General features: G+C 77.6%; 11 protein-coding genes and 1 pseudogene. 3 read left to right on the plus strand and 9 right to left on the minus strand.

Features of this window, described 5'->3' with window-relative positions; genetic code table 11:
* Positions 1–149: 149 nt before the first annotated feature.
* Positions 150–1298, minus strand: a complete 1149-nt coding sequence (chvE, locus tag Q0848_RS12950; RefSeq protein ID WP_299038192.1) for a multiple monosaccharide ABC transporter substrate-binding protein — start codon at positions 1296–1298, stop codon at positions 150–152.
* Between the two features lie 164 nt (positions 1299–1462).
* Here chvE and Q0848_RS12955 point away from each other — a divergent pair, with 164 nt between their 5' ends.
* Both Q0848_RS12955 and Q0848_RS12960 read left to right on the plus strand, forming a co-directional pair.
* Positions 1463–2416 (plus strand): aldose 1-epimerase family protein, encoded by a 954-nt coding sequence (locus Q0848_RS12955; protein ID WP_299038193.1) that lies wholly within the window; start codon positions 1463–1465, stop codon positions 2414–2416.
* A complete protein-coding gene (locus Q0848_RS12960) occupies positions 2413–3243 on the plus strand; it encodes a (2Fe-2S)-binding protein (RefSeq protein ID WP_299038195.1) in 831 nt (276 codons plus the stop codon). Before Q0848_RS12955 ends, Q0848_RS12960 begins: the two co-directional genes overlap by 4 nt.
* 193 nt (positions 3244–3436) lie before the next feature.
* Here Q0848_RS12960 and Q0848_RS12965 read toward each other — a convergent pair whose 3' ends face one another.
* From Q0848_RS12965 to Q0848_RS12985, 5 genes and pseudogenes are all read right to left on the minus strand, one after another.
* Positions 3437–3799 (minus strand): Lsr2 family protein, encoded by a 363-nt coding sequence (locus tag Q0848_RS12965; RefSeq protein WP_299038197.1) that lies wholly within the window; start codon positions 3797–3799, stop codon positions 3437–3439.
* A 175-nt stretch (positions 3800–3974) separates the two neighbouring features.
* Positions 3975–4169, minus strand: coding sequence for a hypothetical protein (locus Q0848_RS12970; RefSeq protein WP_299038199.1), 195 nt, complete (start codon positions 4167–4169; stop codon positions 3975–3977).
* 89 nt (positions 4170–4258) lie between these two features.
* Complete coding sequence (lysS, locus tag Q0848_RS12975; protein WP_366146601.1) at positions 4259–5770, minus strand: lysine--tRNA ligase; 1512 nt, start codon at positions 5768–5770, stop codon at positions 4259–4261.
* A gap of 155 nt (positions 5771–5925) precedes the next feature.
* The gene (gene panC, locus Q0848_RS12980) at positions 5926–6858 is read right to left on the minus strand and encodes a pantoate--beta-alanine ligase (RefSeq protein WP_299038203.1); all 933 of its coding nucleotides are present in this window, start codon (positions 6856–6858) and stop codon (positions 5926–5928) included.
* A 198-nt stretch (positions 6859–7056) separates the two neighbouring features.
* A pseudogene (locus tag Q0848_RS12985) lies at positions 7057–7953 on the minus strand (DUF2520 domain-containing protein); the annotation flags it as partial.
* 337 nt (positions 7954–8290) lie between these two features.
* Between Q0848_RS12985 and Q0848_RS12990 the strand changes: the two are divergent.
* On the plus strand, positions 8291–9022 hold the full coding sequence (locus Q0848_RS12990) for a methyltransferase domain-containing protein (RefSeq protein ID WP_299038207.1): 732 nt from the start codon (positions 8291–8293) through the stop codon (positions 9020–9022).
* 120 nt (positions 9023–9142) lie between these two features.
* Here Q0848_RS12990 and Q0848_RS12995 read toward each other — a convergent pair whose 3' ends face one another.
* The 3 genes from Q0848_RS12995 to Q0848_RS13005 form a co-directional block, all read right to left on the minus strand.
* Positions 9143–9631, minus strand: coding sequence for an SRPBCC domain-containing protein (locus Q0848_RS12995; RefSeq protein ID WP_299038209.1), 489 nt, complete (start codon positions 9629–9631; stop codon positions 9143–9145).
* Positions 9628–11202 carry a PH domain-containing protein gene (locus tag Q0848_RS13000; protein WP_366146587.1) on the minus strand — a complete coding sequence of 525 codons (1575 nt, stop codon included), beginning with the start codon at positions 11200–11202 and terminating at the stop codon, positions 9628–9630. Before Q0848_RS13000 ends, Q0848_RS12995 begins: the two co-directional genes overlap by 4 nt.
* A 212-nt stretch (positions 11203–11414) precedes the next feature.
* Positions 11415–11915: a PH domain-containing protein gene (locus tag Q0848_RS13005; RefSeq protein ID WP_299038213.1), complete on the minus strand. Its 501-nt coding sequence runs from the start codon at positions 11913–11915 to the stop codon at positions 11415–11417.
* Positions 11916–11998 lie beyond the last annotated feature (83 nt).

Here is an 11998-nt window from a genome sequence, read left to right on the forward strand (position 1 = left end):
GGGCGACCGCGGGGCGGCCGCTGCGCGGTTGGTGCCGCCCCGGGGGGCGACGTGGGTGGGGCCCCGCGGCTCCTGGGAGCCGCGGGGCCGGTCGGGCCCGGGGCCCGGGTGCCGGACCGGCGCCGCGAGGGCGCCGGTCCGGCGGGTCGTCAGCCGGCCTGGCCGGCGGCGACCTCCTCGGCGGTGTAGTAGTCGGACTCGACGAGCAGGGGCTCGATGTCGTCGGCGAAGACGATGTCGGACTCGAGCAGGTACGACGGCACGACCTTCACGCCGTTGTCGTAGGTCTCGGTGTCGTTGGCCTCGGGCTCCTCGCCCTCGAGGAAGGCCTGCGTCGAGACGACGGCCTGGTCGGCGAGCTTGCGCGTGTCCTTGAAGATCGTCGAGCTCTGCACCCCGTCGGCGATGAGCTTGACCGACGCGATCTCGGCGTCCTGGCCCGTGATGACCGGCACGGGGTTGTCGGCGCCGCCGTAGCCGCGGTTCTGCAGCGCGGTGATGATGCCGCGGGAGATGCCGTCGTAGGGCGACAGGACGCCGTCCACGCGGGTGCCACCGGAGTAGGAGGACGTCAGGAGGTCCTCCATGCGGCGCTGGGCGGTGCCCTGGTCCCAGCGGAGCGTGGCGGCCTGCTCGATGGACGTCTGGCCCGAGGGGACGACGAGCGTGCCGTCGTCGAGGAAGGGCTGCAGGGTGTCGATGGCGCCCTGCCAGAAGAAGCCCGCGTTGTTGTCGTCGAGCGAGCCGGCGAACAGCTCGATGTTGAACGGCCCCTCGGCCTGCCCCGGCTCCCCCGCCTCGTCGAGGACGCCGAGGCCCTGCAGGAGCGCGGTGCCCTGCTGGACGCCGACGTTGTAGTTGTCGAACGTCACGTAGAAGTCGACGCTCTCGCTGTCGCGGATGAGGCGGTCGTAGCTGACGACCGGGATGCCGGCCGCGGCGGCCGCGTCGAGCTGGCCGCTGAGGGCGGTGCCGTCGATGGCCGCGATGATGAGGGCGTCCGCGCCCTGGGTGATCATCTGGTCGACCTGCTGCTGCTGCGTGGGGATGTCGTCCCCGGCGAACTGGAGGTCGACCTGGTAGCCGGCCTCCTCGAGGCCGGACGAGACGGCCTCGCCGTCGGCGATCCAGCGCTCGGAGATCTCCGTGGGCATCGCCACGCCGATCGTGAGGTCCTCGGGGGCGGCGCCCTCGGCGGCCACCTCGCCGCTGCTGCCGGCGCCCTCGCCCCCGCAGGCGCTCAGCCCGAGCACGAGAGCTGCTGCGGCGGCCGTGGCCATGGTCCTGCTGCTGGACATGAATCCTCCTCGAGACGCGCGTGCCCGGCCGCCTCCATCGGCGCCGGCACCTGCGCGCGCACCGCCACCATCGGTGGGCGCTCGCAGGCCGAGAGGAGAGTGAACGTTCACACGCCACGGGTCAAGCGAGGTCCCCGACCGGGTGACTCGCTAGCCTCCGTCCCGTGCATCCCAGTGGAGACCAGCACGTCCTCGAGCACGGACCCCTGCGGGCGGTGGTCACCGAGGTGGGCGCGAGCCTGCGCTCGCTGACCGACGACGGGCGCGACCTGGTGGTGCCCTTCGGCGCCGACGAGGTCCGGCCCGTGTTCCGGGGCGCGGTCCTGGCGCCCTGGCCCAACCGCGTCGTCGACGGGCGCTGGAGCCTGCCCGACCTGGGGTCGGCCTCCGGCGTCGAGCAGCAGCTGGCGATCACCGAGCCCGCGCGGGGGCACGCCCTGCACGGCCTGCTGGTCTGGGCGTCCTACGCCCGCACGGGCGGCAGCACCACCGAGGAGGCCAGCACGCTCCAGCTCAGCGCGCGGGTGGTGCCGCAGGCGGGCTACCCCTTCGCCGTCGACGTCGTCGTCGACCTGCGCCTGGACGAGACGGGCCTCACGACGACCGTGACCGGCACCGGGCTCGGCGACGACCCGGCGCCGTGGGGCTGCGCGGCCCACCCGTACCTCTCGGCCGGCACCGGGAGGGTGGACGACTGGACGGCGACCGCCGACGCCTCCTCCTACCTCGAGGCCCTCGGGGACCGGATGCTGCCCGGCGACGTCCGCCCGGTCGACGGGACGCCGCGCGACCTGCGGGCGGGCCGCCCGCTCGCGGGCGTCGAGCTGGACGACGCCCTGACGGACGTGCGGCCCGACCCGGCCGACGGCCTCGCGCACCTGTCCGTCGTCGCGGCGGACGGCCGCGGCGCCGAGATGGTGTGGGACCCGGCCGTGCTCCCGTGGGTCCAGGTGCACACGGCCGACCGCCCCGAGGCCGAGCTGGACCGCGCCGGCCTCGCGGTCGAGCCCATGACGTGCCCGCCGGACGCCCTCAACAGCGGCACCGGCGTCGTGCGCCTGGCGCGCGGGCAGAGCGCCTCCGCCTCCTGGACGATCCGCCCGCTGCGCGGCGCGTGAGCCCCTCCCCCGGCGCCCCCGACGGCGCCGGGGCGGGGAGCCTCGCCGCGGCCCTGGCAGCGGTGGCCCCCCTCGCGCGCGAGCGCGTCGTGCACGTGCTCGACGAGCTCCCGCAGGGGCCCTCGCACGGCACGGGCTGGGTCGCGCTGGCCGACGCGCTGGCGCCCGGGGAGGTCGAGCGCTGGGTCGCCGTCGCGGACGCCGGTCTGGCGGCGATGGTCCGCAGGGGCTCTCCCGTGCCCGGGCAGGTGGCGCCGACGTACGTGCTGGGGTTCGTCCTGGACGCCCTCGCACAGGCCGGGGGCACGCCCTACGCGCTCCTGCGACGGGTCCCGGACCTCGACCTCGCCCGCGTGGCCGTGCGTCGGGCGGCCCCCCTCGGGCAGCCGGACGCCGTCGCCCTGCTCGCCGGCGGCTCCTGGTGCCTGCCCGGGGACCGCGCGGCCGAGCGGGCGGGCGCCCGGCCGGCCGCCGGCCAGGACGACCTCGCGGCCGTGCTGGGTCGGGAGCTGGTGGGCGCCGCCCGCGCGGTCGAGAGGGCCTGGACGCCCCGGGTGCGCGTGGGCTCGCACCAGCGGTGGGGCCTGCTCGCCGACGCCGTCGACGGGGTGCTGGGCGCGCTCGGCGCCGCTCGCGGGGACGTCGCCGCCGGTGCGGCGGACTCCGACCGGGTGCTCTCCCGCGCGCCGCACCCCCTGCGCCGGCCCGGCCGGGTCCGCACCTGCGGCTCGGAGGGCTGGACCCGCGCGCGCCGCTCGTGCTGCTTCGCCTACGCGGCCTCGCCCGCCCTGCTGTGCCGGACCTGCCCGCGGCTGCCAGGCCGCTGAGCGGGCTCAGCGGGGGCTGGACGCACGAGGGGGCTGAGCGCACGAGGTGGGCTGGACGCACGAGGGGCCTGAGCGCACGAAGGGCCTGAGCGCACGAAGGGCCTGAGCGCACGAAGGGCCTGAGCGCACGAAGGGCCTGAGCGCACGAGGACCCCGTGACCGGAGGGTCACGGGGTCCTCGAGAGGTGGGGCGTCAGCCGTTCGCGGCCTTGTAGGCGTCGAGGACGGCGCCGGAGATGCGGCCCCGCTCGCTGACGGTGTGGCCGTTCTCCCGCGCCCACTCGCGCACGGCGGCGGTGTCGACGCCGCTGCCGGAGGAGCCGGAGGAGGTCGCGGAGCTCGACGAGCGCGTCGTCCGGCGCCCGGAGCCGCCCGAGCGACCGCCCGACTTGCGGGCGTGGCCCACCCAGGGCGCGAGGGCGTCGCGCAGCTGCGCGGCCCGCTCGCTCGTAAGGTCGATCTCGTAGCTCACGCCGTCCAGGCTGAACGTGACGGTCTCGTCCGCCTCGCCACCCTCGACGTCGTCGATGAGGATGACCTTCGTCTTCTGCGCCACGCGCGTCTCCTGATGTGCTCGATATCCGGGGTTTCTCGTCCGAGCAGCTCGCGCGAGTCGCGCGCCACCGCCCTGGTGCGTTCCCACGATGGCAGCAGGCAATAGCCAGGTCAAAGCGGAAGTCCCTTTCCGGCATGTTCGCGCCGAGAATGGGAGAGGGGCGGGGCCGGGCGGACTACTGCTGCTCGGCGCCGCGCTCCTCGGCCGCCGTCGTCCGCTCGCGCTCGGCGCGGCGCTCGGCGGCCTCCAGCCGGGCCTGGGCCGCGCGCTCGTCGCGGTCGGCGGAGATCATCTTGCGGACGACGACCACGAAGAGGGCGAGGACGCCCGCGGACGGCAGCAGGGCGCCCAGCACGGGCCAGATGTCCACGCCCCAGGGTAGGACTCGCCCGCGCCCCGGGACGCCGCGGGCGCCCCGGGGCTCAGCGGTCGCGCCGTCGGGTCGGGGTCGGGGAGGCGTCAGCGGGTCGGGCGCACCATCGGGAAGAGGATCGTCTCCCGGATGCCGAGCCCGGTGACCGCCATCAGGAGGCGGTCGACGCCGACGCCGACGCCGCCGGTCGGCGGCATCCCCGTCTCCATCGCCGCCAGGAAGTCCTCGTCCAGCGACATCGCCTCGACGTCGCCCGCGGCGGCGAGCCGGGCCTGCTCGACGAAGCGCTCGCGCTGGACGACCGGGTCCACCAGCTCGGAGTACCCGGTGCCGAGCTCGAAGCCGCGCACGTAGAGGTCCCACTTCTCCACCACGCCGGGCTCGCTGCGGTGCGCCCGCACGAGCGGGGAGGTGTCGACGGGGAAGTCGCGCACGAAGGTCGGCCCGGTCAGGGTCGGCGCCACGAGGTGCTCCCACAGGTGCTCGACGACCTTGCCGTGCCGGCGCTCGGCCGGGTCGTCGGCCACGGGCGCCCCCGCCCGGTCGGCGAGGGCCAGCAGCTCCTCGACGGGCGTCGCGGCCGACAGCGTCCGCCCGACCGCCTCGGACAGCGAGCCGTACATCGTCACCGAGGTCCAGGTGCCGCCCAGGTCGTCGGTGCTGCCGTCGGCGAGGGTCACCGTCGTCGAGCCGCACGCGGCGACCGCGGCCGCCTGCACGAGCTCGCGGGTGAGGTCGGCCATCACGTCGTAGTCCGCGTACGCCTGGTACATCTCCAGCATCGCGAACTCCGGGCTGTGCGTGGAGTCGGCGCCCTCGTTGCGGAAGTTGCGGTTGATCTCGAAGACCCGCTCGAGCCCGCCGACCACGCAGCGCTTGAGGAACAGCTCGGGCGCGATGCGCAGGAACAGCTCCAGGTCGAACGCGTTGCTGCGCGTCCGGAAGGGGCGGGCGCTCGCGCCCCCGTGCAGCGTCTGGAGCATCGGGGTCTCAACCTCGAGGTAGCCGCGGTCCTCGAGCTCGTGCCGGAGGCTGCGCACGACGGCGGCGCGGGTCCGGACCACGTCCCGGGCGCGCTGGCGCACCACCAGGTCGACGTAGCGGGCGCGCACCCGCGCCTCCTCGGACATCTCCGCGCCCTCGTACAGGTTCGGCAGCGGGCGCAGCGCCTTGGCGGCCAGCTGCCAGGAGTCGGCGAGGACGCTGAGCTCGCCGGTGCCGCTGGTGATGACGCGGCCGTGCACGGCGACGTGGTCGCCGATGTCGACGTCGGCCTTCCACGCCGCGAGCGCGTCGGCGCCGACGCCGACGGGCAGGCCGCGGTCGGGGCGGGCGTCCTGGGCGAGCATGACCTGCAGGCGGGTGCCGTCGCCCTCCTGCAGCACCGCGAAGAAGAGCTTCCCGCGGCCCCGCTGGAAGACGACGCGACCGGTCACGCCGACCTCGTCCTCGGTGGTCTCCTGCGGGCCCAGGTCGGCGTGGCGCTCGCGGACGGCCGCCAGCGTCGTCGTCCGCGGCACCTGCACCGGGTAGGGGTCGCCGCCGGCCTCGAGGATGCGCGCCCGCTTCTCGTGCCGGACCCGCTGCTGCTCGCTCAGGTCGTCGGCCGCAGCCGCCCCCCGGTCGTCGGGCTCGGGGTCGCCGGCCGTGCTCGCGGGGTCGGTCGTCGGTGCGTCGCTCACCGGGCGAGGCTATCGGCGCGGGGCGGCGCTCCTCCCCCGCGCGGACGGGCGCGCGCGGGCGACGCCCGCGGTCAGGCGGGCCGCAGCTCGAGGGGGACGTTGTCGATGAGGCGCGTCGTGCCGACCCGGGCGGCGACGGCGAGCAGCGCGGGACCGCGGTGGTCGTCGCCGACCTCGGTGAGCTCCAACGGGTGCACCAGGGCGACGTAGTCCACGACGGCGCGCGGCTCGCGGCCGAGCTCCTCGGCGGCGGCCCGGCGCACGGCGGCCGCGCCGTCGGCGGCACGGTCCCGGCCGCGGCGCAGGGCCCGGGACAGCGCGGTCGACGCGCGGCGACCGTCCTCGTCGAGGTAGGCGTTGCGGCTCGAGCGGGCCAGCCCGTCCTCCTCCCGGGAGGTGGGAGCCGCGACGACGTCCACGCCCATGTCCAGGTCGGCGACCATCCGGCGCACCAGGACCAGCTGCTGGGCGTCCTTCTGGCCGAACAGCACGACGTCCGGGCGCGTCAGGTGCAGCAGCTTGGCCACGACCGTCAGGACGCCGTCGAAGTGCCCCGGCCGGCTGGCCCCCTCCAGGACGCGGCCGAGCGGGCCCGCGCTGACGACGACCTGCGGGGGCCCGTCCGGGTAGACCTCCTGGGCCGACGGCGCGAAGACGACGTCGACGCCCTCGCGGCCCAGCAGCTCCAGGTCGGCGTCCAGGGTGCGGGGGTAGGCGTCTAGGTCCTCGCCCGCCCCGAACTGCAGCGGGTTGACGAAGACCGTGGCCACGACCGAGCGGGCGCGGCCGCGCGCGGCCCGCACCAGGCTCGCGTGGCCCTCGTGCAGGGCGCCCATCGTGAAGACCGCAGCCACGGGACCGGGGAGGACGGCGCGGGCGCGGGCCAGCTCCGCGCGGGTGCGGACCAGCAGGGGCCGCCCGCCGGCGGGCACGGGCGAGGGACGCGGGTGGTCGCCCTCCGCCTCGTGGGGCAGGACGGCTCCGTCGGCGTCGGGGATGGGCATGCGTGCGGCAACGACGTGCGCCGCGGGGCTCTTCCCGCGACCGGGGGCACCGGTCGCCCGCCGGCGACGTCGGCGCGGCGGCGACGGAGGACGCCCGTCAGACCGGTCGGCGCGCCGCGGCTGCCCGAGCACGCGGGGTGCCGGCGGCGAAGGGCCCGCCCCCCACGAGGCCGCCCCCCACGAGGCCGGGCGTGCGTCTCAGCCCGACGGCGGCGGGTCGGCGAGGAGGGAGAGCATGCGAGCGGCGGCCTCGGGCGAGAGGCGTCCGCGCGCGAGCGCCCGGCCCGCGGTGGCGCGCGCCAGGGCGCGGTGGGTGTCGGGCAGCTCCGCCGAGCCCGAGCGGGTCGCGTGCTCGGCGAGCGCCGCCCGGTGGGCCGCCAGGGTGCCGGCGTCGGCGCGCGCCACCGGGCCGGTGAGGGCGTCGTCGCCCGCGCGCAGCGCGCCGTCGAGGCTGGCCTGCAGCAGCGGCCCGAGCACCCGGCCCGGCTCGTCCACGCCCGCCGCGGCGAGCAGCTCGCGCGCCTGCGCGACCAGCGTCACGAGGTGGTTCGCGCCGTGCGAGAGCGCCGCGTGGTAGAGCGCGCGGTCGTCCTCGGCGACGACGACGGGGTCGCCGCCCATCTCGACGACCAGCGCCTGCGCCACGGGGAGCACCGGCCCCGGGGCGGTGACGGCGAAGCTGCAGTCCACGAGGCGGGCCAGGTCCAGCGACGTGCCGGTGAAGGTCATCGCGGGGTGGACGGCCAGGGGGATGGCGCCCGCGGCCCGCGCCGGGGCGAGGACGTCGACGCCGTAGCGCCCCGCCGTGTGCACGACCAGCTGGCCCGCCTGCCAGCCGCCCGTGGCCGCGATCCCGGCCACCAGGTCGGGCAGGGCGTCGTCCGGCACCGCCAGCAGCACGAGCTCGGCGCGGCGCACCACCTCGGGCACCTCAAGCAGGGGCACGCCCGGCAGGAGCGCCTCGACCCGGTCGCGCGTCTGCTCCGACACCCCGCTCGCGCCGACGACGGCGTGCCCGGCGGAGCGCAGCGCCGCCCCCAGCACGGCGCCGACCCGGCCCCCGCCCACCACGCCCACGCCCAGCCGCCCGGGCCGCGACCGGGGATCGGGGCTCGGCGCCCCAGAGCTCCGCGCGACCGGGCTCGACGGAACCGAGCTCGAAGGGCCGGGGCTCGACGGGCCAGGGCTCGACAGGCCAGGGCTCGAGGGGCCAGGGCTCGAGGGGCCAGGGCTCGACGGGCCAGGGCTCGAGGGGCCGGAGCCCGCCGGGCGAGAGCCCGTCGGGTCGGGGCTCGCCGGGGGGCCGGGGCTCGGGACGGGCTCGGGCACGGCGGGAGTCTGGCACGCGAGGACGCCCCGGCCCCGGCGCCCGCCCCGCCCGCGCCGGGCGCGCCCACCGGCTCGCGGCGACTCCGGCGCCTACTGTCGCGGCGTGGGCAGGCACGAGCGGGTGGCGGAGCTCGTGGGCGAGGACCTCGCCGGCCTGGAGGTCGCCGACCTCGGCTGCGGCCCCGGGCGCACCGTGCGAGCGCTGCTGGCCGCCGGCCCCCGCCGCGTCCACGCGCTCGACCGCACCTCGGACCTGGACGACGACCTGCTGGCGGACGCGCGCGTGCGCAGCGGGCTGGCCGACCTCGACGAGGGCGTCCCGCTGGGGGACGCCGGTCTCGACGCCGCCGTGTCGCTGAACGTCGTCGAGCACCTCGCGTCGCCGGCCCACCACCTCGCCGACTGCCACCGCGTGCTGCGTCCCGGGGGCCGCCTGGTGCTCGCCCACAGCGACTGGGACACCGCGCTGTTCACCAGCTCCGACGACGCCCTGACGCGCGCGCTGGTGGACCGCTTCGTCGCCGCCGCCCACGGGCCGGCCCCGCGCTCGGACGGCTTCATGGGCCGCAAGCTGCTCGCCCTGGCCGACGCCTCGGGCGCCGCCGGGGCGCCGTGGGCCGTGCGCGGGGTCCACGTGTGGGCCGACGGGCACCGCCGCTTCGACGACGGCTCGGTGGCGTGGAAGGTCGCCACCGCCGTCCTCGCGGCCGCCGCCGACGAGCCGGCCCTGGCCGCCCGGGCCGCCGGCTGGGTCGAGGACCTGCGCGCGCTCGCCGAGGCCGGCCAGTTCCTCTTCGCCGTCACCGACGTCGCGGTCGTCCTCGAGCGGCGCTGAGGCGCTCGGGGCCCCAGGACAGCGCTCCCCCGCACCTCCGCGCTGCCGGCACCGACGTCGCGGCCGTCCCCGAGCGGCCCCGAGGCGCCCGGGGACGGGGACGAGGACGAGGACGAGGACCTACACCTTCGCGCTGCCGTCGCCGTCGTCGTCCTCCTCGTGGGCGGGCCGGCGGCCGGAGCGCCCGAGGACCAGCTGCTCGAGGCGGTCCAGGCACTCCTTCTGCCGCGGCGCGAGGAGCAGGGCGCGCAGCGGGGCCGGGACCAGCAGCATCACCCCGGTGATGACGTCCTCCCACATGACCAGGCGCGTCCCCCCGTCCACCTCCTCGAGGCGGATGTCGATGCGGGCCTGCCCCCAGGGCCAGCCGCGGGCGGTGAGCACCAGCCGGTCGGGCAGCTCCGAGCGCAGGACGGTGGTGTGGTCGTCGAGGTGGAACGGCCACGGGCCGGTGGAGTGGTGCAGGCGCTGGCCCTCCTGCGGCCAGTCCTCCTCGACCGCGCGGATGCGCGTGGCCCCGACGACCCACAGGCCGTAGAGCCAGCCGTCGGAGAGGACGGCGGCGACGTCCTCGGGCGGGCAGGCGAAGGTGCGCTCCACGGTGGTCACGGCGCATCCTCCCGCCACCGGGGCTCCTCCCGCGAGACCGGCGGCGAGACGTCCTCCTCCCGGGTGGTCGTGGGCTCCCCCGCGACCACCCGTGCGGCGGGCGCGCCCGCCGCGGGACCCCCCGCGGTGCCGCCCGGCTCGTGGGCGCCCGTCGCGGCGGCGGGGTCCTGCACCGCGCTCCGGGCGAGCGAGGTCATCCACAGCTCCGGTCCGGCGCTGCGGCGCGCCGCGCGCGCCCGCGCGGCCTGCTCGGCCAGCAGGTCGGCGGCGTCCGCCGCCGCGAGGTGCTCCGCGCGGGGGGTCACCGGGCCCGGGGTGGTGTGCGCCACGACCGTGGCGAGCCCCAGCCGCCGCTGCAGCGGCCCCTGCTCCAGCCCGAGGCTCTGCGTGCGCTCGTGCGGGACGACGTCGAGCTGGCGCACCAGGCGGCCGCGCCGGGCCAGCAGGGCCGTGCCCGTGACGCGGTAGCCGAGGCGGCGCCAGGCCACCGGGTCGAGCCAGCGCGCCGACCGCGGCGCGTCGACCCAGCCGTGCTCGCGCCCGGTGCCGGCCAGCCCGGCGGCCAAGACGCCCGCGGGGTCCTCGCACCCGGGGTCGGGCAGCAGGAGGGAGAGGACCTCGACGGCCTCCGCGCGGGTGCCCACGGGCAGCAGCACGGTCTCCTTGCCGGCGTCGTCGCTGCCGCCGCCCGCGTAGCCGGCGACGTCCATCTGCATGGACCACCAGTCCGGCCCGCGCCACAGCAGCGGCTGCCGCAGCCGCACCGCCTGCACGCGACCGGGCGGCACGGTCTGGGCGCGCGTCTCGGTGAGCCCGTGGCGCAGGCGGAGCCCGTCCGCCGACGCCGCGATGCGGAACCCGAAGCCCCGCGCGAAGGCGCCCCAGACGCCCGCCACCACGCCGAAGAGGCCCGGCACGAGCGCCAGGGCGATGCCGGGCTCCCCGGTGACGACCACGACGACGACGAGGGCCACGACGACCACCAGGCCGACGACGGGCCACGCCGAGCGCGCCATGCTCAGCAGCAGCCGGTCCACCGGCACCTGGAGCACCTCGCGCTCGGGCGCCTCGGGGGCCTCGCCCGCCTCGTCGACGCCCACGCCCGCGGCCCGGGCCAGCAGGGTCCGGCGCAGGCGCTGGGCCTCGCCCGAGCGCAGGTAGGCCAGCGAGACGTCCGAGCCGGACCCGCCGGCCACCTCGAGCTTGAGCTCGGACAGACCCGTGAGCCGGGCCACGAGCGGCTGGACGACGTCGACGGCCTGCAGCCGGTCCAGGCGGACCCGCCGGTGCTGGCGGTTGAGGACGCCGGTGCGCAGCTCCACGACCTCCTCCCCCACCCGGTAGCGCGTGACGCGCCACGACACGTAGGCCCACGCGGCCACCACGAGCACGCCACCGCCGATGAGGCCCAGCGACACCAGGAGCTGGACGCGGCCGAGGGGCCCCGCGCCGGCGTCGGCGCCACCGGGCCCCTCCCCCGCGACGAAGCTCTCGCCGCGCTGCTGCACCACGAAGAACAGGAGCACCGCGAGGGCGGCCCAGCCGCGCACGAGCGGGGTCACGGGGTGCATCCGCTGCCACGTGCCGTCCGCCTCCGGCGCCGGCTCCGGCTCGGCTCCCGGCTCCGGCTCGGCTCCCGGCTCCGGCTCGGCTCCCGGCTCCGGGACGCGGGGACCAGCGGCCCCGTCGAGGGGCTGCCGACCCCCCGGCTCCGCGGGACGGGTCGTGGGGGCGGCCGGCTCGTGCGAGCGCGCCGGCTCGGCGGGGTCGCCCGGGTCGGCGCTCACAGGCCCGCCAGCCGCGCCTCGCCGCGGGAGGCCAGGCGGTCGCGCAGCCGCTCGGCGTCGGCGGGCGGCAGGCCCGGGATGGTCGCGTCGGTCCCGGCCGAGGCGGTGTGGAGCTGGACCGTCGCGATGCCGAAGCGGCGGTCCACCGGCCCCGCGGAGACGTCCACGTACTGCATCCGCCCGTAGGGGACGACGACGAGCGTCCGGAAGAGCAGGCCCTCGCGCACCAGCAGGTCGTCCTCGCGCTCGGCGTACCCGATGGCCGCGACCTGGCGCCCGATCAGCACCTGCGCCACGACGAGCATGACGCCGAAGGGCAGCCACAGCAGCAGGATCCACGTCCGGTCCAGCACGAGCGCCAGCACCACCGCCGGCACGAGCATCACGAGGTGGCCGACGGCGCTGCCGATGCGGCGCACCGTCGCCAGCCGCGGGGACACCCGCGTCCACTCCACGCCCTGCGGGTCGAAGACCCCGTCGTCCGCCCTGGCCGCCATGCCCACCCTCGTCCGTCCCGGTCGTGTCCTGCGGTGCCCGCGTCGACCTCCCGCGGGGTCGAGCCCCCGCAGGAGCGGGCCGC

Origin of the sequence: uncultured Pseudokineococcus sp. (genome assembly GCF_947495735.1) — a bacterium.
Classification (GTDB): domain Bacteria; phylum Actinomycetota; class Actinomycetes; order Actinomycetales; family Quadrisphaeraceae; genus Pseudokineococcus.